General features: G+C 71.0%; 20 protein-coding genes and 2 pseudogenes. 17 read left to right on the forward strand and 5 right to left on the reverse strand.

What is annotated here, in order from left to right; genetic code table 11:
* Positions 1–112 precede the first annotated feature (112 nt).
* Both VGX25_RS20025 and VGX25_RS20030 read right to left on the reverse strand, forming a co-directional pair.
* The gene (locus VGX25_RS20025; protein WP_326919365.1) at positions 113–1,468 is read right to left on the reverse strand and encodes a serine hydrolase domain-containing protein; all 1,356 of its coding nucleotides are present in this window, start codon (positions 1,466–1,468) and stop codon (positions 113–115) included.
* 230 nt (positions 1,469–1,698) lie between these two features.
* Positions 1,699–2,832 (reverse strand): citrate synthase 2, encoded by a 1,134-nt coding sequence (locus VGX25_RS20030; RefSeq protein ID WP_326919444.1) that lies wholly within the window; start codon positions 2,830–2,832, stop codon positions 1,699–1,701.
* A 211-nt stretch (positions 2,833–3,043) separates the two neighbouring features.
* Between VGX25_RS20030 and VGX25_RS20035 the strand changes: the two genes are divergently transcribed.
* From VGX25_RS20035 to VGX25_RS20095, 13 genes and pseudogenes are all read left to right on the forward strand, one after another.
* Positions 3,044–3,346, forward strand: a complete 303-nt coding sequence (locus VGX25_RS20035; RefSeq protein ID WP_326919366.1) for an urease subunit gamma — start codon at positions 3,044–3,046, stop codon at positions 3,344–3,346.
* Positions 3,347–3,356: 10 nt separating this feature from the next.
* Positions 3,357–3,668, forward strand: coding sequence for an urease subunit beta (locus VGX25_RS20040; protein WP_326919367.1), 312 nt, complete (start codon positions 3,357–3,359; stop codon positions 3,666–3,668).
* Entirely contained in the window at positions 3,665–5,383 is a 1,719-nt protein-coding gene (locus VGX25_RS20045) for an urease subunit alpha (protein ID WP_326919368.1), read from the forward strand. The genes VGX25_RS20040 and VGX25_RS20045 overlap by 4 nt, the downstream gene beginning before the upstream one ends.
* Before the next feature lies 1 nt (position 5,384).
* Positions 5,385–5,765 (forward strand): annotated as a pseudogene (locus tag VGX25_RS20050) (urease accessory UreF family protein); the annotation flags it as partial.
* A 333-nt stretch (positions 5,766–6,098) separates the two neighbouring features.
* Positions 6,099–6,419: pseudogene (locus VGX25_RS20055) on the forward strand (urease accessory UreF family protein); the annotation flags it as partial.
* Entirely contained in the window at positions 6,409–7,074 is a 666-nt protein-coding gene (gene ureG / locus VGX25_RS20060) for an urease accessory protein UreG (protein ID WP_326919369.1), read from the forward strand. The pseudogene VGX25_RS20055 and the gene ureG, both read left to right, overlap by 11 nt.
* Positions 7,071–7,799 carry an urease accessory protein UreD gene (locus VGX25_RS20065; RefSeq protein WP_326919370.1) on the forward strand — a complete coding sequence of 243 codons (729 nt, stop codon included), beginning with the start codon at positions 7,071–7,073 and terminating at the stop codon, positions 7,797–7,799. The genes ureG and VGX25_RS20065 overlap by 4 nt, the downstream gene beginning before the upstream one ends.
* A 100-nt stretch (positions 7,800–7,899) precedes the next feature.
* Complete coding sequence (locus VGX25_RS20070) at positions 7,900–8,547, forward strand: TetR/AcrR family transcriptional regulator (protein ID WP_326919371.1); 648 nt, start codon at positions 7,900–7,902, stop codon at positions 8,545–8,547.
* Between the two features lie 83 nt (positions 8,548–8,630).
* Positions 8,631–9,302, forward strand: coding sequence for a pyridoxamine 5'-phosphate oxidase (gene pdxH, locus VGX25_RS20075; protein WP_326919372.1), 672 nt, complete (start codon positions 8,631–8,633; stop codon positions 9,300–9,302).
* 147 nt (positions 9,303–9,449) lie between these two features.
* Positions 9,450–10,754 carry an MFS transporter gene (locus VGX25_RS20080; protein ID WP_414635884.1) on the forward strand — a complete coding sequence of 435 codons (1,305 nt, stop codon included), beginning with the start codon at positions 9,450–9,452 and terminating at the stop codon, positions 10,752–10,754.
* A 48-nt stretch (positions 10,755–10,802) separates the two neighbouring features.
* A complete protein-coding gene (locus VGX25_RS20085) occupies positions 10,803–12,209 on the forward strand; it encodes an APC family permease (RefSeq protein WP_326919373.1) in 1,407 nt (468 codons plus the stop codon).
* A gap of 22 nt (positions 12,210–12,231) precedes the next feature.
* The gene (locus tag VGX25_RS20090) at positions 12,232–13,146 is read left to right on the forward strand and encodes an aldose 1-epimerase family protein (RefSeq protein ID WP_326919374.1); all 915 of its coding nucleotides are present in this window, start codon (positions 12,232–12,234) and stop codon (positions 13,144–13,146) included.
* Entirely contained in the window at positions 13,143–14,354 is a 1,212-nt protein-coding gene (locus VGX25_RS20095; protein WP_326919375.1) for an amidohydrolase, read from the forward strand. The genes VGX25_RS20090 and VGX25_RS20095 overlap by 4 nt, the downstream gene beginning before the upstream one ends.
* Before the next feature lie 126 nt (positions 14,355–14,480).
* Here VGX25_RS20095 and VGX25_RS20100 read toward each other — a convergent pair whose 3' ends face one another.
* Positions 14,481–15,644, reverse strand: a complete 1,164-nt coding sequence (locus tag VGX25_RS20100) for an acyl-CoA dehydrogenase family protein (protein ID WP_326919376.1) — start codon at positions 15,642–15,644, stop codon at positions 14,481–14,483.
* Between the two features lie 75 nt (positions 15,645–15,719).
* Here VGX25_RS20100 and VGX25_RS20105 point away from each other — a divergent pair, with 75 nt between their 5' ends.
* From VGX25_RS20105 to VGX25_RS20115, 3 genes are all read left to right on the forward strand, one after another.
* Entirely contained in the window at positions 15,720–16,337 is a 618-nt protein-coding gene (locus VGX25_RS20105) for a TetR/AcrR family transcriptional regulator (RefSeq protein ID WP_326919377.1), read from the forward strand.
* Positions 16,334–17,278, forward strand: a complete 945-nt coding sequence (locus tag VGX25_RS20110; protein WP_326919378.1) for a carbohydrate kinase — start codon at positions 16,334–16,336, stop codon at positions 17,276–17,278. Before VGX25_RS20105 ends, VGX25_RS20110 begins: the two co-directional genes overlap by 4 nt.
* Before the next feature lie 63 nt (positions 17,279–17,341).
* On the forward strand, positions 17,342–18,646 hold the full coding sequence (locus VGX25_RS20115) for a citrate synthase (protein ID WP_326919379.1): 1,305 nt from the start codon (positions 17,342–17,344) through the stop codon (positions 18,644–18,646).
* A 244-nt stretch (positions 18,647–18,890) separates the two neighbouring features.
* On the opposite strand, the gene VGX25_RS20120 is transcribed toward VGX25_RS20115, so the two are convergent.
* Together VGX25_RS20120 and VGX25_RS20125 are read right to left on the reverse strand one after the other, a co-directional pair.
* Positions 18,891–20,090 carry an ABC transporter permease gene (locus VGX25_RS20120; protein WP_326919380.1) on the reverse strand — a complete coding sequence of 400 codons (1,200 nt, stop codon included), beginning with the start codon at positions 20,088–20,090 and terminating at the stop codon, positions 18,891–18,893.
* Positions 20,087–20,995 carry an ATP-binding cassette domain-containing protein gene (locus VGX25_RS20125; RefSeq protein WP_326919381.1) on the reverse strand — a complete coding sequence of 303 codons (909 nt, stop codon included), beginning with the start codon at positions 20,993–20,995 and terminating at the stop codon, positions 20,087–20,089. The genes VGX25_RS20120 and VGX25_RS20125 overlap by 4 nt, the downstream gene beginning before the upstream one ends.
* Positions 20,996–21,169: 174 nt before the next feature.
* Between VGX25_RS20125 and VGX25_RS20130 the strand changes: the two genes are divergently transcribed.
* Complete coding sequence (locus VGX25_RS20130; RefSeq protein WP_326919382.1) at positions 21,170–21,610, forward strand: YbaB/EbfC family nucleoid-associated protein; 441 nt, start codon at positions 21,170–21,172, stop codon at positions 21,608–21,610.
* Positions 21,611–21,621: the final 11 nt, after the last annotated feature.

Consider the following 21,621-nt stretch of genomic DNA (forward strand, 5'->3'; position numbering starts at 1 on the left):
GGTCGGGGCCCTGGCCGGGGTGTACCCGGCCATGCGGGCGGCGCGGCTCACCCCGACCGAGGCCCTTGCCTGACGTCGTGAGTCTCTGTGGGGCAATCGCACCACACAAGGCTCACGACCCCTGCCAGCCCGCCTCGTCCACCCCGCCGGGGATCGGCGCGGCCGGGTCGTAGGGCGTGCGGGCGAAGATGAACGTGGCCAGGTCGAGGTGGCTGGGTGAGCCGTCGGCGCGGCGGCCCACCCGCAGGGTCTCGCCGGCGTAGTAGCCGTCCAGCCCGGTCCACGTGCCGTCGGGCTCCGGCCGGAAGCGGGACGCCCGGCCGGAGCCGCTGGCCGGGCGCAGGCTCAGCCAGCGGTCCGGCAGCAGGTGCAGCGTGTAGGGGATCGGACCCCAGTACCACGGGCCGGTCAGCGCCAGCAGCGCCGGGTCGGGCCCGGCCATCGGCTGCCACTCGGCCGGCAGCGCGGGCTCGTACTCGTCGACCGTCTTGAGCAGGTCCAGCACCAGGCTCATGATCGCCACGCCGGCCGTGCAGTTGGCGAAGGCGAGCGCGCCGGTGGTGGTGCGCGGGTCGGTCAGCGCGCTGGCCAGGAAGCCGGGCATCGAGCCGCTGTGCCCGGCCAGCCGGCGCCCCGAGTCGCGCAGGACCTGCAGCCCGAGGCCGTAGCCCGACGTCCAGGCGTCGGCGTCGTCCACGTGGGCCGGCTCGCGCATCTCGGCGACCGTGTCCGGGTTCAGCACCTCGCCGGTGTCGCCGGCCATGAACCGGGTCCACCTGGCAAGGTCGGTGACCGTGGACCACAGCTGCCCGGCCGGGGCCATCGCGCCGGTGTCCGGGGTCGGCTCGCTAAGCAGCACGTCGGCGTACGGGTGCACGGCCCAGCCGAGGGCGTGCGGCGCCCGCGGGTCCGGGGTGGTGCGGCGCATCCCCAGCGGCTGGAGCACCTCGGCGACGAGGGCGTCGAACCAGCTCGTCCCGCGCAGCCGGGCCACCAGCTCGCCGAGCACCCCGTAGCCGACGTTGGAGTAGTGGAACCGCGCGCCGGCCCGGTGCCGCAGCGCCCCGTCGGCCAGGCTGCTCTGCAGCGCATGCCAGTCCCCGCCCGGCGACCGCTCCCACCACTCGCCGGGCGATTCGGAGGTCACCCCTCCGGTGTGCGCGAGCAGCTGGGCGACGGTCAGGTGACCGAGGTTGGTGCCGGGCACGTGCTTGTCCAGCGGGTCGTTGAGGTCGAGCCGGCCCTCGTCGCGCAGCCGCATCACCAGCACGGCGACGAAGGTCTTGGTGATCGAGCCGATCCGGTACTGGGTGTCGGCAGTCGGTGGCTGGCCATCCACCCGGCCGCGGGCCCCGGTCCACAGGACCTCGTCGCCGCGGACCACGGCGGCGATCAGTGACGGTGCGCGACTGTCGGCCTGCTCGGCGGCGACGCGGCGCAAGAGGGCTAACTCGGTGGTGGGCAGCATGCAGGCATTCTGTCGACAGTCGGGCGCAGACCGCAGCTTTCACGTTTACCCGACGTAGCCCCTCGGCCGGGCAGGCCGCGCGCCGCCGCGGCGGTGCGGTCGGACACGCCGAGCCTGCCGGTCTCCGCGTTGGTCAGGCCGTGCGCCGTGATCGCGTCCATGGCGCCACGGCGCCGCGCCGGACCGGCGCCCGCTCGACTGAATGCGGCTGCCCACCGAACGGTGGACGGTCAGCCGTGGGCGACGGTGTCCCAGCCCTCCACGTCCTCGACCCGGCGCGGCGCGGGGCCGACGTAGCGGGCGGACGGGCGGACCAGGCGGCCGGTGCGCTTCTGCTCGAGGATGTGCGCGCACCAGCCGGCGGTGCGGGCGCAGGTGAACATCGCCGGCATCATGTGCGGCGGCACCTTGGCGAAGTCCAGGATCACCGCGGCCCAGAACTCGACGTTAGTCTCGATGGCGCGGTCCGGCCGGCGCTCGCGCAGCTCGGCGAGCGCGGCCTGCTCCAGCGCGACCGCCACCTCGTAGCGCTCGGCGCCCAGCTCCTGGCAGGTCCGCCGGAGCACCCGGGCACGCGGGTCCTCGGCCCGGTAGACCCGGTGCCCGAAGCCCATCAGCCGGTCGCCGCGGTCGAGGACGTTGGCGACGACCTTCCTTGCGTCACCGACGTTCTCCACCTCCTCGATCATCGGCAGCACCCTGGCCGGCGCGCCGCCGTGCAGCGGGCCGGACATCGCGCCGATGGCGCCGGAGATGCAGGCCGCGACGTCGGCGCCGGTGGACGCGATCACCCTGGCGGTGAAGGTGGACGCGTTCATCCCGTGCTCGGCGGCCGACACCCAGTACGCGTCGATGGCCTTCACGTGGGCCGGGTCGGGCTCCCCGCGCCAGCGGGTCATGAACCGCTCGGTGATCGTCGTGCACTCGTCGATCCGGCTCTGCGGCACCGCGGGCCGGCCGATGCCGCGGGCCGACTGCGCCACGTAGGACAGCGCCATCACCGACGCCCTGGCCAGCTGCTCGCGGGCCTCGTCGTCGCGCACGTCCAGCAGCGGCTTGTAGTCCCAGATCGGGGCCAGCATGGCCAGCGCGGCCTGCACGTCGACCCGGACGTCGCCGGTGTGCACCGGGATCGGGAACGGCTCGGCGGGCGGCAGACCCTGGCCGAACCTGCCGTCCACCAGCAGCGCCCAGACGTTGCCGAAGGTGACCTTGCCGGCCAGGTCCTCGATGTTCACGCCCCGGTAGCGCAGCGCGCCACCGTCGCGGTCCGGCTCCGCGATCTCCGTGCGGAACGCGACCACTCCCTCGAGACCCGGCCGGAACCCGTCGTCGGTATTGGGCGGCACGCCGGGCTGGTTCATGGGAGTCTTGTCGATGTGCTGCACAACGCCGTGCATTCTCTCGCCTTCCACGCCAATTGCCCCGACTGATTTCGCGCGGCGGGTAACCAACCATGCCTCGGCCGACCGTCAGGGTGCAATCATGCGCCCTGGTGTCGTCCGTCACGGTTAAGTGATCGATTCAGTTTGTGGAGTATCTCTGATTCCGGCCCGGGTGGTACATCTATCTGCCATGCACCTCTCGCCGCAGGAACGGGACAAGCTGCTGGTCCATGTGGCGGCCGACGTCGCTCGCCGCCGCCTGTCCCGGGGCCTGCGGCTCAACCACCCCGAGGCCGTCGCCCTGATCACCGACCACGTCCTCGAGGGCGCCCGCGACGGGGCCTCGGTCGCCGACCTGATGGAGTCCGGCCGCGCCGTGCTGCGCCGCGACCAGGTCCTCGACGGCGTGCCGGAGCTCATCGACACCGTTGCGGTGGAGGCCACCTTCCCGGACGGCACCAAGCTGGTAACCGTGCACCATCCGATCGTGTGAGTGGAGAGCCATGCGACCAGGAGAGATCATCACCGGACCCGAACCGGTCGCACTGAACCCGGGCCGGCACCGGGTCCGGCTGCTGGTGCGCAACACCGCCGACCGGCCGGTGCAGATCGGCTCGCACTACCACTTCGCCGCCGCCAACCTCGGCCTCGACTTCGACCGCAACGAGGCGTGGGGCTACCGCCTGGACATCCCGGCGGGGACGTCGGTGCGGTTCGAGCCCGGCGTCGAGCGCGAGGTCGACCTGGTGCCGATCGCCGGTCGCCGCGTGGTGCCGGGACTGCGGCACGAGTTCGCCGGGGAGCTGGACCGATGAGGTCGTTGGACCGCGACCGGTACGCGGAGCTGTTCGGGCCGACGGTCGGGGACCGGATCCGGTTGGCCGACACCGATCTGCTGATCGAGGTGACCGAGGATCGCAGCCGGGGCCCGGCGTCCGGCGACGAGGTGATCTTCGGCGGCGGGAAGGTGATCCGCGAGTCCATGGGCCAGGGCCTGGCCACCCGCGCGGAGGGCGCCCCCGACCTGGTGATCACCGGCGCGGTCGTGCTCGACCACTGGGGTGTGATCAAGGCGGACATCGGCGTCCGCGACGGCCGGATCGTCGGCATCGGCAAGGCGGGCAACCCGGACACGATGGACGGTGTCGACCCCGCGCTCGTGATCGGCCCCTCGACGGAAATCATTGCGGGCAACGGAAAGATCCTCACCGCCGGCGGGGTGGACTGCCACGTGCACTTCATCTGCCCGCAACTCGCCGACACCGCGCTGGCCGCTGGCCTGACCACCCTGGTCGGCGGCGGGACCGGTCCCGCGGAGGGCAGCAAGGCCACCACCGTGACCCCCGGCGCCTGGAACCTCGGCCGGATGCTGCGCGCCATGGACGGCATCCCGCTGAACCTTCTGTTGCTGGGCAAGGGAAACACGGTCAGCGAGGAGGCGCTCCGGGAACAGCTGCGCGGCGGCGCCGGCGGGTTCAAGCTGCACGAGGACTGGGGCAGCACGCCCGCGACCATCGACGCCTGCCTGCGGGTCGCCGACGTGTCCGGCGTCCAGGTCGCGATCCACACGGACACGTTGAACGAGGCCGGCTTCGTCGAGTCCACTGTGGACGCAATAGCCGGACGGTCGATCAACGCGTATCACACCGAGGGCGCCGGCGGCGGCCACGCCCCGGACATCATCCGGCTGGTCGGCGAGCTCAACGTGCTGCCGTCGTCGACCAACCCCACACGGCCGCACACGGTCAACACCATCGACGAGCACCTGGACATGTTGATGGTCTGCCATCACCTCAACCCGTCCGTGCCCGAGGACCTGGCCTTCGCCGAGAGCCGCATCCGGCCGACGACGATCGCCGCCGAGGACGTCCTGCACGACCTCGGCGCGATCTCCATGATCAGCTCGGACTCCCAGGCCATGGGCCGGATCGGTGAGGTGATCATCCGTACCTGGCAGACGGCGCACGTGATGAAGCGCCGACGCGGCGCGCTGCCCGGCGACGGCGCCGCCGACAACCTGCGGGCCCGGCGGTACGTGGCCAAGTACACGATCAACCCGGCGATCGCTCACGGGATGGCCACCGAGATCGGCTCGGTCGAGGTCGGCAAGCTCGCCGATCTCGTGCTGTGGGATCCCCGGTTCTTCGCCGTCCGCCCCAGCGTGGTGCTGAAGTCCGGCTTCATCGCCTGGGCCGCGATGGGCGACGCCAACGCCTCCATCCCCACCCCGCAACCGGTCCTTGCCCGCCCGATGTTCGGCGCGGCGCCAAGGGTCGCCGCCGTCAGCAGCCTGCATTTCGTTGCCCCGGAAGCAATCGAGTCCGGTCTGGCCGAGCAGACCGGCACCGCCACCCCGATGGTGGCCGTCACCAACACCCGCCGCCTCACCAAGTCCGACATGATCGGCAACGACGCCCTGCCACACATCCAGGTCGACCCCGACAGCTTCGCCGTCCACATCGACGGCGAGCTGGTCGAACCCGCCCCCGCCGAGGAGCTCCCTCTGGCCCAACGCTATTTCCTGTTCTGACATGGACATCAGCGCGCTCCTGCTGGCCGACTCCCGCTTCCCCGGCGGCGGCCACGTGCACTCCGGCGGGCTCGAGGAAGCCGCCGCCCGCGCCCAAGTGTCCAATGAGGACGATCTGGCGCCGTTCCTGCTCGGCCGCCTGCGCACGGCCGGCGAGCTGGCCGCCGTGTTCGCCGCCGCCGCGACCCACGCCGCCCGCCGAAACGCCACCCCCACGTTCTGGGCCACCCTCGACGCCGAGCTCGACGCCCGCACCCCATCCCCCGCCCAACGCGACACCTCCCGCACCCAAGGCGCTGCCACCCTCCGCGCCGCCAAGGCCACCTTCGCTCACACAGACCTGAAAGCCATCTCCACCCCGCCAGCGGCAGCGAAGGCCACTTTCTCTCCGCCGGCGGCGGGGACGGAGGCCACCTTCGCTCCGGCGGCGGGGACGGAGGCCACCTTCGCTCCGGCAGGGGGAGCGGAGGCCACTTTTGCACCGGCAGCCGCGGCGAAGGCCACCTTTGCTCCGGCAGCGGGGATGGAGGCCACCTTCGCCCCGCCCGCGGGGGCGGAGGCCACCTTCACTCCCGCTTCGGCGGCGGGGATGGAGGCCACCTTCACTCCCGCACCGGCGACGGGGGCCACCTTCGCTCCGGCGGCGGCGAGGGCCACATTCGTTCCGGCGGATCTGAAGGCCACCTTCGGTGGAGTGGTAGCGGGTTTGGGGGCACGGCCGCACCATGCGATCGTGCTGGGGGCGGTGGTGGGAGCGGCCGGGGGGCTGCCGGTGGATGCCGCGCTGACCGCCGCCTACCTCTCCGTGAGCGGGCCGGCCAGTGCGGCGGTTCGGTTGCTGGGTCTCGATCCGTTTGCCGTCAACGGCGTGGTCGTGGCGCTGTCCGAATGGATGCGGGATGTTGCGGAGCGGGCGGCGGAGTGCGCGGCACGCGATCCGGCGGAGCTGCCCGCACCCGCGGCGCCTGGGCTCGATCTGCTCGCCGAGGCACACCGGCGGCACCACGAGAAGGAGGTGCGTCTCTTTGCCAGCTGACGGCGGGCACCACGACCCCCATCCGCATGAACCCCTTGCCGGGCGGGCGTTTCGGCTCGGTATCGGCGGCCCGGTGGGCAGCGGCAAGACCGCGCTGGTCGCCGCGCTGTGCCGGGCGCTCGGCGCGGCGGTCGAGCTGGCCGTGGTGACCAACGACATCTACACCACCGAGGATGCCGACTTCCTGCGCGCCGCCGGGGTGCTCGACCGCGAGCGCATCGTCGCCGTGCAGACCGGGTGTTGCCCGCACACGGCGATCCGGGACGACATCACGGCCAACCTGGACGCCGTCGACGGCCTTGAGCGCCGGTTTCCCGGGCTGCGCCTGGTGATCATCGAAAGCGGCGGGGACAACCTGACCGCGGTGTTCAGCCGGGGACTGGTGGATCGGCAGATCTTCGTGGTGGACGTGGCGGGTGGCGACAAAGTCCCCCGCAAGGGTGGTCCCGGAGTCACCACCGCGGACCTCCTGGTGATCAACAAGACCGACCTCGCCCCACTGGTCGGCGCCGACCTGGACGTGATGACGACCGACGCGCACCGGGTGCGCAAGGGCCTCCCGGTGATCAGTCAGTCGCTTGTGGACACTCCGGACGCGCCGGCCGTGGCGGGCTGGGTCCGCGAGCAGCTCGCGGCGGTGGCGGCGCCGGCGTGAGGGCACGCGCCGGGTTGACCGTCGAGCTCGACGACCGCGGCCACAGCGTGATCCGCCGGCTGCGCTCGGCCGCGCCGCTGACCGTGATGCCCGCGCGCGACCGGGGCGGCGGGCCGGCCGTCGTGCGCCTGCTCAACTCGGCGGCCGCGCCGCTCGGCGGGGACGACCTCGAGCTGACCGTGCGGGTCGGCCCCGGCGCCCGGCTCACCCTCGAAGGGGTCGCGGCCACGCTGGCCCTGCCGGGGCAACGGTTCGGGCCGAGCCGGTGCACCGTGCGGCTGGAGCTCGCCGAGCGCGCCGCCGTGGCCTACCTGCCGGAGCCGACCGTGATCACCGGGCGGGCCCGGCACGAGTCGCGGCTGCTCGCCGAGCTGGCCGCGGGCGCCGTCCTGCACTGCCGCGAGGTCCTCGTGCTCGGCCGCGCCGGCGAGCGCCCCGGCCGGTTGAGCAGCGCGATCCAGGTGGTGCGGGCCGGGCGGCCGGTGCTGCGCCAGCGCCTGGAGATCGGCGACCCCGAGCTGGACGCCAGCGTCGCGCACCTCGCCGGCCGGCGGGTGCTGGGCACCGAGATCCTGATCTCCGACGCCGATCCCGGTCCGGCGGCCGGGGGCGACTGGTGGTCGCGCGTTCCGTTGGCCTCGTCTGGGTGGGTGTCCACCGCTCTGGCAGACGACGTTATCACCGTAATGGATTGCTTAATCCGGGCCCGCGGGTGCGGAACGTGATTGTCAGATACTCCACCCGAGCGCACCTTGCCGACCACAGGTCTCAGATTGCGACTTCCGTGGTGAGATGGGTAAACGCTGCGCAAGGAGGCGATCAGGAGTGGCTCAGGACGTGGCTACGAGGAGCCGGACCTATGCGGGCGTCGACACCGAGCAGCGCCGGGCGGAGCGGCGGGACAAGCTGCTCGAGGCGGCGCTCGACGAGTTCACCTCGAAGGGCTACCACAAGACCAAGATCGCCGATCTGTGCGCGCGGGCCGGGGTGTCCACCCGCAACTTCTACGAGAAGTTCGCCAGCAAGGAGGCCCTGCTGCTGGAGCTGCACGCGCACATCAACCGGGTGGCGATGAAGCGCATGCTTCCGCTGCTCGACTCGCTCACCCATGCGGATGCCATCACCCGGGTGACCACCCTGGTGGACGCGTTCGTCGAGGCGGTCACCTCCGACCCGCGCTACCCGCGGCTGAACTACGTGGAGGCGCCCGGGGTCAGCGCGGCCATGGAGCGGCAGCACAAGGACTGGTTCACCCGGTACGTCGAGTTCATCGAGGCGGAATGCGACCGGGCCGCCGAGGCCGGGCTCGCGCCGAAGCGGAACTACCGCCTCACGGCCATCGCCCTGGTCGGCGCCATCACCGGGCTGCTGCGCGAGTGGCAGACGCACGAGCCGCCGGTGCCGGCCAGCGACCTCGCCGACGAGATCCGCGCGATATTCATCGCCACCATCACCCGGCCGGTCAATCGATAGGTGGGCGGAGTCACCGTAGCGGCGGTTTCCGTTCCTGCCGAAAACCCGTACGGTCAAAGGATCCTTGGCGGGAGGAGACGACTATGGCCGACGGCGACCTCGGCATCGACATCGCGGTGGACCTTCCTTCGATGCGGGTGTCCTACGAGCAGGGCTCGCTGCACGAGTCGGAGCTGGCCGACACCTGGCACGCACAGCTGCAACGGTGGCTGGACGACGCGACCCGCGCGGGCGTCGCCGAGCCAAACGCGATGGTGCTGGCCACCGCCAATGCCGACGGGCTCCCGTCGTCGCGCACCGTGCTCGCCAAGGGTCTCGACGAGCGGGGAGTGGTGTTCTTCACCAACTACACCTCGGCCAAGAGCCACGATCTGATGGCCACCCGGTATGCGTCGGCCACCTTCCCCTGGTACGACCTGCACCGCCAGGCCACCGTGCGCGGCATCGTGGAGAAGGTCAGCCCCGACGAGACCGCGGCGTACTGGGCCAGCCGGCCACGCGGCTCGCAGCTCGGCGCCTGGGCCTCGCCGCAGTCCAGCGTGGTGAGCGGCCGGTCCGCGCTGGACCATGCCCTGGCCAACATCAAACGCCGGTTCGCCGACACCGACGAGGTGCCGGTGCCGCCGCACTGGGGCGGCTGGCGGATCCGGCCCGAGGTCGTCGAGTTCTGGCAGGGCCGCGCCGACCGGATGCACGACCGGCTGCGCTACAAGCTGGTCCTGGACACCTGGCAGGTTGAGCGCGTCGCCCCCTGAGCCTTGAGCTAAATCACTGCCGGCCAACTAGTTAGCAGGGCTAAGCTCTCTACGTGAGCGGAGCTTGCGGAGCGAACCATAAGCGCTGCCCCGTCGCCGAGGGACGAGGCGACGGGGTCGCCATCACCGAGCTTGCGAGGTGATGGGTTGAGCGTGGACCAGGGCAGCCGTACCGAGGCGCGCCCGCGGTCCGCCGCCCGGCTGCTGGGCCGGATCGTGATCGACACGCGACCGCTGCGGATCCGGGACTTCCGGCGGCTGTGGGTGTCCTCCGCGGTCACCGCGGTCGGCAGCCAGCTCACCGCGGTCGCGGTGCCCAAGCAGGTGTACGACCTGACCGGCTCGTCCGGCTACGTGGGACTGACCGGCGCGGTCGGCCTGGCGGCGCTGATCGTGTTCGGGCTGTGGGGTGGCGCGATCTCCGACGCGTTCGACCGCCGCAAGGTGATCATCGTCAGCGGCGCCGGCATCGCGGTCACCTCGGGTCTGCTGTGGACCCAGGCGTTCACCGGTCTGGGGTCGGTGTGGGTCGTGTTCGCGCTGCTCGGCATGCAGCAGGCGTTCGTGGCGGTGAACTTCCCCGCCCGCAGCGCGGTCGTGCCGCGGCTGGTGCCCGCCGAGCTGGTGGCGCCGGCGACCGCGCTGAGCTTCACCGTGTTCATGATGGGCATGGTGTTCGGGCCGCTGGCCGCGGGCGCGCTGATCCCGTGGCTCGGACTGTCCACTTTGTACTTGATCGACACGGTGGCGTTGGTCGTCGTGCTGCTGGTCCTGCTTCCGCTGCCGCCGATACCGCCCGGCCCCGGCGCAAGGCAGGGCGCTGGCCTGCGCGACATCGTGGCCGGTTTCCACTATCTGGCAACGCAGAAGGTGCTGCTGGCGTCGTTCCTGCTGGACATCATCGCGATGGTCGCCGGCATGCCGAGGGCGCTGTTCCCGGAGCTGGCCGAGCGCACGTTCGGCGACCCGACGGGCGGCGGTCTCGCGCTGGGTTGGCTCTACGCCGCCATTCCCATCGGCGCCGCGCTGTGCGGCCTGCTGTCCGGCTCGATCTCCCGGCTGACCCGGCAGGGCGTCGTCGTCACCGTGGCCGTGCTCGGCTGGGGCGCCGCGATGATCGGCTTCGGGCTGTCCCAGCTGCTGTGGATCGCCGTGCTGTTCCTCGCCATCGGCGGCGCGGCCGACCTGATCAGCGCCGTGCACCGGGGCGCGATCCTGCAGACCGCGTCCACCGACGAGATGCGCGGCCGCATCCAGGGAGTGTTCACCGTGGTCGTCGCCGGCGGCCCGCGCATCGCCGACCTGGTCCACGGCTGGGCCGCCACCGCCATCGGCACCGCGGCCGCCACCTACCTCGGCGGCCTGTTGGTCATCCTCCTGACCATCGGCGCCATCGCCTGCCTGCCCGCCTTCTGGCGCTACGTCGCCCCGGCCGAGCCGGTGAAGAAGTAACGGCTTTGAGATGGTCGCCGTGAGTGAGATGAGGCACACTCTCAAGCCATGGCGACTGCAGAGTCCACCGAACCCACCGCCGGCCAACCGGAGCTGAAGCGGGCCATCGGTCCCAAGCTGCTGTTCTTCTTCGTGATCGGCGACGTCCTCGGCACCGGCATCTACGCGCTGACCGGAAGTGTGGCCGGCCGGATCGGCGGCGCCCTGTGGGTGCCGTTCCTGGTGGCGTTCGTGGTCGCCTTCCTCACCGCGTTCAGCTACCTGGAGCTGTCCGGCAAGTACCCCCGGGCCGCGGGGGCCGCGCTATACACCAACCGGGCGTTCCGGGTTCCCTTCCTGACCTTCCTGGTCGCCTTCGCCGTCATGTGCTCGGGCATCACCTCGGCGTCGGCCGCGGCGCGGGCCTTCGGCGCCACCTACCTGCCGGCGTCGTTCAACATCACGGTGTCGGCGACCGTCATCGCCATCGTCGCGGTGCTGTTCGTCCTGATGCTCGCCGCGATCAACTTCATCGGCGTGTCCGAGTCGGTCAAGGCGAACGTGGTGCTCACCTGCATCGAGCTGTCCGGCCTGCTGATCATCATCGCGATCGGGATCTTCGCCGTCGCCGGTGGGAAGGGTGAGGCCAGCCGGCTCACCGAGATCGACACCGCGAACCAGAGCATGCTGCTGGCGATCACCGCCGCGGCGTCGCTGGCGTTCTTCGCGATGGTCGGCTTCGAGGACTCGGTCAACATGGCCGAGGAGTGCCAGGACCCACCGCGGATCTTCCCGCGAGCGCTGCTCATGGGTCTCGGCGCGGCCGCCCTGATCTACATCCTGGTCGCGATCACGTCGTCGCTGCTGATCCCCGCCGACCAACTCGCCGCGGCCCGATCCAACGCGCTGCTGCAGGTGATCACGGTCGGTGCGCCCGGTTTCCCGCTGCGCCTGTTCGCGTTCATCGGTCTGTTCGCCGTCATCAACTCCGCGCTGATCAACATGCTGATGGCCAGCCGGCTGCTCTACGGCATGGCCAACGAGCGGATCCTGCCAAGAGCGTTCGGCACCGTGCACCCGTTCCGGCGCACCCCGTGGGTGGCCATCCTGGTCACCACCGCGATCGCCGCGGTGCTCGTCGCCACCGCCGGGGCCGACGGCGTCAGCAAGCTCGGCGGCACCACCGCCCTGCTGCTGCTCGTGGTCTTCACCGTCGTCAACGTCGCGGTCCTGGTGCTGCGCCGGGAAACCGTGAGCCACAAGCACTTCGTGGCCCCGACCTGGGCGCCGATCCTGGCCGCCGTGCTGTGCGGGTACCTCGCGATCCCGGTGCTGTCCGGCCGGCCGGCCAGCGACTACTACATCGCGCTCGCCCTGATCGCCGTCGGAATCGTGCTGTGGATCGTCAACTGGGGCTACCTGCGGTGGAAGGGCGAGCAAATCAAGGAGATGGACCCGACCGCGCTGACGAAGTAGGCCGGCCCCCTAGGCTCGGAGCATGAGCGGACCGAGCGGGGAACAGCTGGAGATCGGCCAGTCCGGGGCGCGGGCGATCGTGACCACGGTGGGGGCGGGGTTGCGGGCCTACGAGGTGGACGGCGTCCTGTACACCGAGACGTTCGGGGAGGACGAGGAGCCGCCCAAGGGTGCCGGGGCGGTGCTGGTGCCGTGGCCGAACCGGGTGGCGGGCGCGCGGTGGGTGCTCGACGGCCAGCCCCAGGATCTGGAGGTGACCGAGCCGGCGCGGGGGAACGCGATCCACGGCCTGGTGCGGCACGAGAAGTGGACGGTGACGGAGCATTCCCGGTCGAGGGTGACGCTGGAGGTCACGGTCGACGCGCAGGCGGGGTGGCCGTTTCCGTTTCGCACCGGGGTGTCGTACGAGCTGGGTCTGCGCGGGCTGAACGTCACGCACACGGTGCGGAACCTTGGGGACGCGGTGATGCCGTTCGGAGTGGGGGCGCATCCGTACGTCCGGCCGGGGGCGTTGCAGATGGAGGACTGCGAGCTGAAGCTGGCCGCGACGACGACACTGGAGCTGGACCCGGTGCGGATGGTGCCGACCGGGAGGCTGACCGAGGTCCGCGGGACCGATCTGGACTTCCGGCGCGGCCGGTTGATCTGCGACCTGCCGGCTCTCGATCATGCCTTCGGCGGGTGCAAGCCGCGCGGGGACGGGTTGATCAGGCACGGGATCTCGAGCCTGCGGGGCGGGGTCGAGGTGTGGGCGGACCGCAGCTTCCGGTGGGTGCAGGTGTATACGCCGCACGACTTTCCGGGGGCGCGCGGCGGGCTGGCGGTGGCGATCGAGCCGATGACCTGCCCGCCGGACGCGCTGAACTCGGGGACCGATCTGATCCATCTCGAGCCGGGGAAGTCCTGGGCCGGACGTTGGGGGATCATGCCGCTGTGAGTACCGCATTCGTTGGGGGACATGTGGTCCCCGTTGCCCAGGCCCCGATCGAGGACGGCACGGTGCTCGTCGACGGCGACAAGATCGTCGCGGTCGGGTCGGCCGCCGAGGTGGACGTGCCGGACGACGCCGAGATCGTCGACGTGTCGGGTTCGTGGCTGCTGCCGGGATTCGTCGAGGCGCACGGGCACGTCGGGGTGCTCGAGGAGGGCGAGCACTGGGTCGGCGAGGACGCCAACGAGAAGACCGACCCGAACGGCGCCCGGCTGCGCGCGCTGGACGGGATCAACCCGGACGACGAGGGCTTCCGGGACGCGCTGTCCGGCGGGGTGACCACCATCGTGGTCAAACCGGGGTCGGCCAACCCGATCGGCGGCCAGACCGTCGCGGTCAAGTCGTGGGGCCGCGCGGTCGACGAGATGGTCATCCGCGAGCCGGTGAGCGTGAAGAGCGCGCTCGGCGAGAACCCCAAGCGGATCTACGGCGAGCAGCGCAAGCTTCCGTCGACCCGGCTCGGCGTGGCCGCGGTCATCCGGGATGCGTTCACCAAGGCGCAGGACTACAAGCTGCGCCGGCAGCACGCGGAGCGGGTCGGCGAGCCGATGGAGCGGGACACCACGCTCGAGGTGCTGGTCAGGGTGCTCGACGGGGAGCTGTCGTGGAGCCAGCACAGCCACCGCGCCGACGACATCGTCACCGCGATCCGGCTGTCCGAGGAGTTCGGCTACCGGCTGGTGATCGACCACGGCACCGAGGGCCACCTGATCGCCGATCTGCTGGCGGACAAGGGGATTCCGGTGGTCATCGGCCCGCTGCTGATCGGTCGGTCCAAAGTAGAGGTTCGGCGGCGCTCGCTGCGCAACCCCGGCATCCTGGCCCGCGCCGGGGTGAAGATCGCCATCACCACCGATCATCCCGTGGTGCCCATCCACTTCCTGGTGCACCAGGCGACCCTGTGCATCAAGGAGGGGCTCGACGCCGACACCGCGCTGCGCTCGATCACCGTCAACCCGGCCGAGATCCTCGGGCTCGACGACCGGGTCGGCGCGCTGCGGCCGGGCCTGGACGCCGATCTCGTTGTCTGGTCGGGCGATCCGCTCGACGTGATGAGCCGCGCCATGCGAGTGTTCATCGCCGGCCGCGAGGTCTACCACTTCGACGAGACCACCGGCGAGGGCGTCACCGAGAGCCCGTTCCATCGAGGGTGAGTTGGCCATGTTCGGCGAGGTTGAGTTAGCGTGCGTGCCGGCCAACCGCAACCTCAGGGACCGTGACGGCGCCCAGCCACAATCCACCCGAAGGCCGCACCGTTCGCTGGAACGCAACGACAGCAGTCAAATCCGGACAGGCGGGTCAGCCTTGCGCAGCTCGCGGGCGATGAGTAGGCGTTGGATCTGGTTGGTGCCCTCGAAGATCTGGGGGACCTTGGCCTCGCGCATGTAGCGCTCGACCGGGAAGTCGCGGGTGTAGCCGGCGCCGCCGAGGACCTGGACGGCGTCGGTGGTCACCTTCATCGCGGCGTCGGTGGCGACGAGCTTGGCGATGGCGGCCTGGCGCCGGAACGGCACGCCCCGGTCGCGGCGCCGGGCGGCCTCCAGGTAGGTCGCGCGCGACGACTCTACGGCCGCGGCCATGTCGGCGAGCAGGAACTCCACGCCCTGGAAGTCGATGATCGCCTTGCCGAACTGGGTGCGCTGCTTGGCGTACGCGACCGCCTCGTCCAGCGCCGCCTGGGCAAGGCCCACCGCGCACGCGGCGATGCCGAGGCGCCCGGAGCTCAGCGCGCTCAGGGCGATCTTCAGCCCGTCCCCTTCCGCGCCGAGCAGCCGATCGGCCGCCACCTGGGCGTCCTCGAAGATCATCTGCGTGGTGGTGGACGCCGTCATGCCCATCTTGCGTTCCGGCGCCGAGGAAGACAGCCCCGGTGTCGCACCGTCCACGAGCAGGCAGCTGATCCCCCGGGCCCCGTCGTCCGACGTCCGCACCATCGTCGTGTAGAAGTCCGCGTGCCCACCGTGGCTGATCCACGCCTTGGTTCCGTTGACCACATAGACGTCACCGGAGCGCACCGCCCGCGTGGTCAGCGCCGCGGCGTCGGAGCCGGCGTGCGGCTCGGACAGCGCGTACGCGCCGAGCAGCTCACCGCCGAGCAGGTCGCCGAGCCAGCGCTCGCGCTGCTCCTCGGTGCCGTGCTCGGCGAGCGCGAAGCAGGACATGGTGTGCACCGACACCCCGACGCCGATGGTCATCCACGCCGCCGCGAGCTCCTCGAGCACCTGCAGGTACACCTCGTAGGACACGGCGCCGCCGCCCCACCGCTCCGGGTAGGGCAGCCCGAGCAGCCCGCTGCGGCCGAGCAACCGGAACTGCTCCCTGGGAAAGCGGGCCTCCTCCTCGTACCGGGAGGCGATCGGCGCCAGCTCCTCCCTGGCGATCTCCCGCGTGAGCTTGAGCAGATCCTCGGCCTCGGTACTCGGCAACAGCCGCTCTGCCGGCATCGACGTCCTCCCCATTGAGTACTGGATGCAGTACTGACGGACATTCTAGAGTACTGCCAGGTATTCTCCCTCCTTGTGACCGCTGTCAGCCCACCGCAGCCGCCGTTCGACTCGGCGCGGACCCGCGTGCCGCCGACCCCGCGGCAGGCGGCGCTGCTGGACGGCCTTGTCGAGCTGGTCCTCGCCGAGGGCTTCGCGCGCTTCACGCTCGACGACCTGGCCGCGCGGATGCACTGCTCGAAGTCCACCCTGTACGCGCTCGCGCCGAGCAAGGCACAGCTCGCGGTCAAGGTGGTGGCGCAGTTCTTCCGCGGCGCGAGCGAGCGCATCGAGAAGCGCATCGCCGGCCGGCAGGACGCGCGCGAGCTGATCGCGTCCTACCTGGAGGGTGTGACCGAGGAGCTGAGCGGGGCGTCGCCGACGTTCATCGCGGACGTGGCCGCGTTCCCGCCGGCCAGGGCCATCTACCAGCGCAACTCGCGGGCCGCCGCCGAGCGGATCCGGTCGTTCATCCGGCAGGGCGTCGAGGACGGCACGTTCCGGGACGTGCACGCCAAGCTGATCGCCGAGATGGCCGCGCTGCTGATCGAGGGCATCCAGACCGGCGTGCTCGCCGAGCGCACCGGGGTGTCGGACGCCGAGGCGTTCACCGCGCTGTCCGAGCTGCTGCTCGGTGGGCTGGAGAAGACATGATCGTCGTCGGCGGCGAGGCGCTCATCGACCTGGTCCCGCTGTCGTCCTCTGTGGACGACAGCCTCGCGCCGCTGCGCCCGCTTCCCGGTGGCGGCCCGTACAACGTGGCGATAGCGGTCGGCCGGCTGGGCGCGCCGGTCAGGTTCGTGTCCCGCCTGTCGACGGATCCCTTCGGGGACGCGCTGATCCGCCGGCTCGAACTGTCCGGAGTGGACACTTCGATGGTGCAGCGCGGAACCGAGCCGACCACCCTGGCCGTCGCCGGGATCGGACCGGACGGCTCGGCCCGCTACTCGTTCCACGTCGAGGGCACGGCCGACCGCCTGGTCACCGACCCCGGCGAGCTGCCGGACGAGGTGACGCTGCTGTCGCTGGGCACGCTGTCCCTGCTGCTCGAGCCGGGCGCGACCACCTACGAGACGATGCTGCGCCGGCATGCGCGGCGCGGCGGGCTGACGGTCCTCGACCCGAACATCCGCCCCGTGCTGGTATCCGACCCGGACGCGCACCGGGAACGGTTCCTGTCCTGGCTGCCCGACATCGGCCTGCTCAAGCTGTCCGTTGAGGACGCTCGGTGGCTCGCCGGACGGGACGGCCGAGAGCCAGAACGGGCGATCCGGGACTGGCTGGCCAAGGGCCCGGCCGCCGCGGTGATCACCAGGGGCGCCGGCGGCCTGACCGCCCTCACCGGCGCCGGCGAGCGGGTGGACGTCCCCGCGGCGCCGGCCACCGTCGTGGACACCATCGGCGCCGGCGACACCGTGCACGGAGCGTTGCTGTACTGGCTGCACCGAAACGGCATCACCGATCCGGACCGGCTGCGGTCGGTCGGTCCTGCGGCCTGGCGCGAGGCGCTGCACCTCGCCGCGCGGGCCGCGGCGGTCACGGTGTCGCGCGCCGGGGCCGAACCGCCCTACGCTGGAGAGATAGACATCCTGTGAGCCAGGTCGCGCACGCCCAACTGTGCGTAGCGCGGGCGGCGCACCGAGGTAAGAATGGGAACCATGGCTGACCCGACCACTAATTCCGGCACCGTCGTGCTGCGCTATCCGGACGGCGAGCACGAGATGTCCGTGACGTCGGCGACCGAGGGCGCCTCCGGCATCAACCTGGGCAAGCTGCTGGCCAGCACCGGACTGGTCACGCTCGACCCCGGCTTCGTCAACACCGCCGCGTGCGCGTCGGAGATCACCTACATCGACGGTGACGCGGGAATCCTGCGCTACCGCGGCTATCCGATCGAGCAGCTCGCGGAGCGCTCGACGTTCATCGAGACCAGCTACCTGTTGATCTACGGCGAGCTGCCCAGCGCGAACCAGCTGGCCGACTTCACCGAGAAGATCAACCGGCACACGCTGCTGCACGAGGATCTCAAGCGGTTCTTCGACGGCTTCCCGCGCGACGCGCATCCCATGCCGGTGCTGTCGTCGGCCGTGTCCGCACTGTCTACTTTCTACCAGGACAGCCTGAAACCCTTTGACGAGCAGCATGTGGAGATCTCCACGATCCGGTTGCTCGCCAAGCTGCCGACCATCGCCGCGTACGCGTTCAAGAAGTCCGTCGGGCAGCCGTTCCTCTACCCGGACAACTCGCTCGGGCTGGTGGAGAACTTCCTGCGGATGACTTTCGGCCTGCCCGCCGAGCCGTACGAGGTGGACCCGGACACGGCGCGGGCGCTGGACCTGCTGTTCATCCTGCACGCCGACCACGAGCAGAACTGCTCGACGTCGACCGTGCGGCTGGTCGGCTCGTCCGAGGCCAACCTGTTCGCCAGCATCTCCGCCGGCATCAACGCGTTGTTCGGGCCGCTGCACGGCGGCGCCAACAGCGCGGTCCTCGACATGCTCGAGCGGATCCGGGACGACGAGAGCGACGTCGACACGTTCGTCAAGAAGGTGAAGAACCGCGAGGACGGCGTCAAGCTGATGGGCTTCGGCCACCGGGTGTACAAGAACTACGACCCGCGCGCCGCGATCATCAAGAAGACCGCCGACGAGATCCTCAGCCGCCTCGGCAGCAGCGACGAGCTGCTGGCGATCGCCAAAGACCTCGAGGAGCGGGCGCTGGCCGACGACTACTTCATCGAGCGCAAGCTGTACCCGAACGTCGACTTCTACACGGGCCTGATCTACCGAGCGATGGGCTTCCCGACGAAGTTCTTCACGGTGCTGTTCGCGCTCGGCCGGCTGCCCGGCTGGATCGCCCACTGGCGCGAGATGATGAACGACCCAGCCACCAAGATCGGCCGCCCCCGCCAGGTCTACACCGGCGCCACCGAACGAGACTACGTCTCGATCGACCGCCGCTAACGAGTGTTTCGAAACTGCGCTGAGGTCGCCAATCTTTGGCGAGGGCGGCCGCCCCACGACGACCAGGGCAGGGCGAGGAACGAGCCCTGCCCGCAGGCGCCGTCAGCCAACCACCCACGACACTCAACCACCCACCCCGGCCCGCAACCCACCAGCCAACCCAACCCCCGGCCGCTCGCCGAAGGCGACCGGCGGCCTTGCCCGAGCTAATAAACACCGAGGCGACAAGGCGGCCCTGCCCGAGCTAGAAAACACAGCCCGAGCTGGAAAACACCGCGTCGCGGAGGCGGACGCGGCTTCCCATGTGGAGCACGGCGTTGCGGTAGATCCGGGCGCCGAGCATGGTGAGCAGGGCGATGGCGGCCAGGGTGAAGGCGATCGCGAGCGCGATCTGCCACCCGGGGGCGGCGCCGAGGGCGATCTTGCCCGGCATCAGGATGGGGGAGAACGGCGGGAGCAGGGACAGCACGGTGGCCGCCGTGCCGGACGCGTCCTGGGCCAGCACGCTGAAGCCGAGCACGAAGGCGACCACGAGCACCAGGGTGATCGGCGTGAGCACCGCCTGGGCGTCCTCCTGCCGCGACACCAGGGAGCCGACCGCGGCGAACACCGTGGCGTAGAGGAAGTACCCGAGCAGGTACCAGACCAGGCCCCACAGCAGGGATCCGGCGGCCACGCCGGAGATCGCCAGCGCGCCGGTCGTGATGCCGAGCACAAGGCCGATCACGCCGATGATCGCCAGCTGGATCAGCCCGACCAGGCCGAGGCCGAGCACCTTGCCGGACAGCAGCTGCCACGGCCGCACGGTGGACAGCAGGATCTCCACCACCCGGCTGGACTTCTCCTCGATCACGCCCTGGGCGACCATCGTGCCGTACAGCACAAGGGAGAAGTACAGCAGCGCGATGATCAGCAGGGCGATGGCCAGCCGCTGACCGCGCTGCGGATCGGGCGCCTCCAGCGTCCGCACGCCGACGTGCGCGTTGGTGATCCGCCCGAGCACGGTCCCGGCGTCCAGATCCTCCACCGCGGCCAGCTCCGCCTCGAGCACCTGCTGGGCGACGATGCCGTCCAGCGCGACCCGCAGATCCTGGTCCAGCTCGTCCTTGACCAGCACCTGAAGCCCCGCGGGCGGCCCGCTGACCAGCGCGTCGAGCTCGCCGTCGGCCACCATGGCCGCGCCGGACGCCAGGTCGGTGATCTCCCTGGTCTCGATCTGACGCCCGAGCCGGCCGGCCGCCGCCGTGAGCGATCCACCGACCGAGATCGCCTGACCGTTGAGCCCGACGACGCTCTTGTTGGACGCATCGAACACGGCGCTCTGCGTGAGCACGAACACGGCCAGCACCACAATGGACACCGCGGTGCTGATCACAAAACCCCGGGTGCGCAGCTTGGCGTTCAGCTCGCGCCGCGCGATCAGGAAGACGGTCCGACCTCTCACGAGCCCTCCCGCCGCACCACGGTACGGAACAACTCGGCCAGCGGCGCCGCGTGCCGGCTGAACTCCCGCACCGGCCCGGTGGCCAGCGCCGCCGCGAGCACGGCCTGATCGTCGGCGCCCTCGCGCAGCAGCAGCACGGTCCGTCCATTGTGGACTTGAAGGGTCTCCACGCCCGGCAGCCCTTCGGCCCATCCGGCCGGCGCGTTCGGCGCCTCCACGATGAGCCGGACCCCGGAGCCGGCGCGCAGCTCGGCCACCGTGCCGCAGGCGACCAGCCGTCCATCCTGGATGATCCCGACCCGGTCACAGAGCCGTTCCACCAGATCGAGCTGGTGGCTGGAGAAGATCACCGGCACGCCGGCCGAGGCCCGCTCGCGCAGCACCTGGCTGAGCATGTCCACGGCGACCGGATCGAGGCCGGAGAACGGCTCGTCGAGCACCAGCACGTCGGGCTCGTGCACGAGGGCCGCGGCGAGCTGGACCCGTTGCGCGTTGCCAAGGCTCAGCTTCTGCACCTCGTCGGTGCGGCGGTCGCGCAGGCCCAGCCGGGCGATCCAGTGCTCGGCCGAGCGGTGCGCCTGGTTGGTCGACATGCCGTGCAGCTCGGCCAGGTAGACGAGCTGGTCGAGCACCCGCATCCTCGGGTACAGGCCGCGTTCCTCCGGCAGGTAGCCGAACCGGCGCCGGGTGGCCAGCGTGACCGGCGCGCCGGCCCAGCGCACCTGGCCGGCATCCGGCGCGAGCACGCCGAGCGCGATCCGCATCGTGGTGGTCTTGCCGGCCCCGTTGCTGCCGACGAATCCGAACAGCTCGCCGGCCCGAACCTCGAAGCTCAGGTCCGACAGGGCGACGATCTCGCCGTAGCGCTTGGCGATGCCGTCGATCTCCAGTGCGGCTGCTGGCACCCAGGACCCCTTCCTCGCCCGCACTCCGCAGCAAGTATCCAGGCACGCCCAGCAGGGCCGACGTCAGGGCCGTACCAGAAGAAAATCTGCGAAAGTACTCTTCTTCGGGAACCGAATCGGGCATGCTCCATCAAAGATGCACGATGATCCGTCAAGGACCATTGGGAGGCGCGCATGGATCCGCAGCAGTGGCTCCTGCAGTACGACGAGAAGCTGAAGGCGGTCGCGGCGCGCGCCGAGCGGGCCGACAAGGCGCTGCGCGAGGTCGGTGGGTCCGCGACCTCTCCGGACGGGGACATCACGGTGCGGGTGAGCGCCAGCGGGGCCACCACCGGTCTGGTGCTGCGCCCCGGCGTGCGCGACGTGGAGCCCGAGCAGCTGGCCCGCATGATCCTGGAGACCACCCGGCAGGCGCAGCGCGACGCCGGCGCCCAGGTGGTCGAGGCGATGCGGGAGCTGGTCGGCGAATCGGAGGCGCTCGAGGTGGTCAAGAGCCACCTGCCGGAGGGGTACGCCGGCGACGGCGAGGACTTGGCGGTGGGTGGCCCGGACCTGGTGCCGGACACCCGGCCGGACGACGAGTACTTCGAGAACCCACCGGAAGTCATCAAGTAACCCAGCGGAAC

Source organism: Actinophytocola sp., assembly GCF_035942955.1.
Lineage (GTDB): Bacteria > Actinomycetota > Actinomycetes > Mycobacteriales > Pseudonocardiaceae > DASYTH01.

Coding starts and splice junctions, on each gene's coding strand:
- VGX25_RS20025 (WP_326919365.1), bottom strand. CDS start 1,468: ATGCTGCCCACCACCGAGTTAGCCCTCTTGCGCCGCGTCGCCGCCGAG.
- VGX25_RS20030 (WP_326919444.1), bottom strand. CDS start 2,832: ATGAACCAGCCCGGCGTGCCGCCCAATACCGACGACGGGTTCCGGCCG.
- VGX25_RS20035 (WP_326919366.1), top strand. CDS start 3,044: ATGCACCTCTCGCCGCAGGAACGGGACAAGCTGCTGGTCCATGTGGCG.
- VGX25_RS20040 (WP_326919367.1), top strand. CDS start 3,357: ATGCGACCAGGAGAGATCATCACCGGACCCGAACCGGTCGCACTGAAC.
- VGX25_RS20045 (WP_326919368.1), top strand. CDS start 3,665: ATGAGGTCGTTGGACCGCGACCGGTACGCGGAGCTGTTCGGGCCGACG.
- pdxH (WP_326919372.1), top strand. CDS start 8,631: ATGGCCGACGGCGACCTCGGCATCGACATCGCGGTGGACCTTCCTTCG.
- VGX25_RS20085 (WP_326919373.1), top strand. CDS start 10,803: ATGGCGACTGCAGAGTCCACCGAACCCACCGCCGGCCAACCGGAGCTG.
- VGX25_RS20090 (WP_326919374.1), top strand. CDS start 12,232: ATGAGCGGACCGAGCGGGGAACAGCTGGAGATCGGCCAGTCCGGGGCG.
- VGX25_RS20100 (WP_326919376.1), bottom strand. CDS start 15,644: ATGCCGGCAGAGCGGCTGTTGCCGAGTACCGAGGCCGAGGATCTGCTC.
- VGX25_RS20110 (WP_326919378.1), top strand. CDS start 16,334: ATGATCGTCGTCGGCGGCGAGGCGCTCATCGACCTGGTCCCGCTGTCG.
- VGX25_RS20115 (WP_326919379.1), top strand. CDS start 17,342: ATGGCTGACCCGACCACTAATTCCGGCACCGTCGTGCTGCGCTATCCG.
- VGX25_RS20130 (WP_326919382.1), top strand. CDS start 21,170: ATGGATCCGCAGCAGTGGCTCCTGCAGTACGACGAGAAGCTGAAGGCG.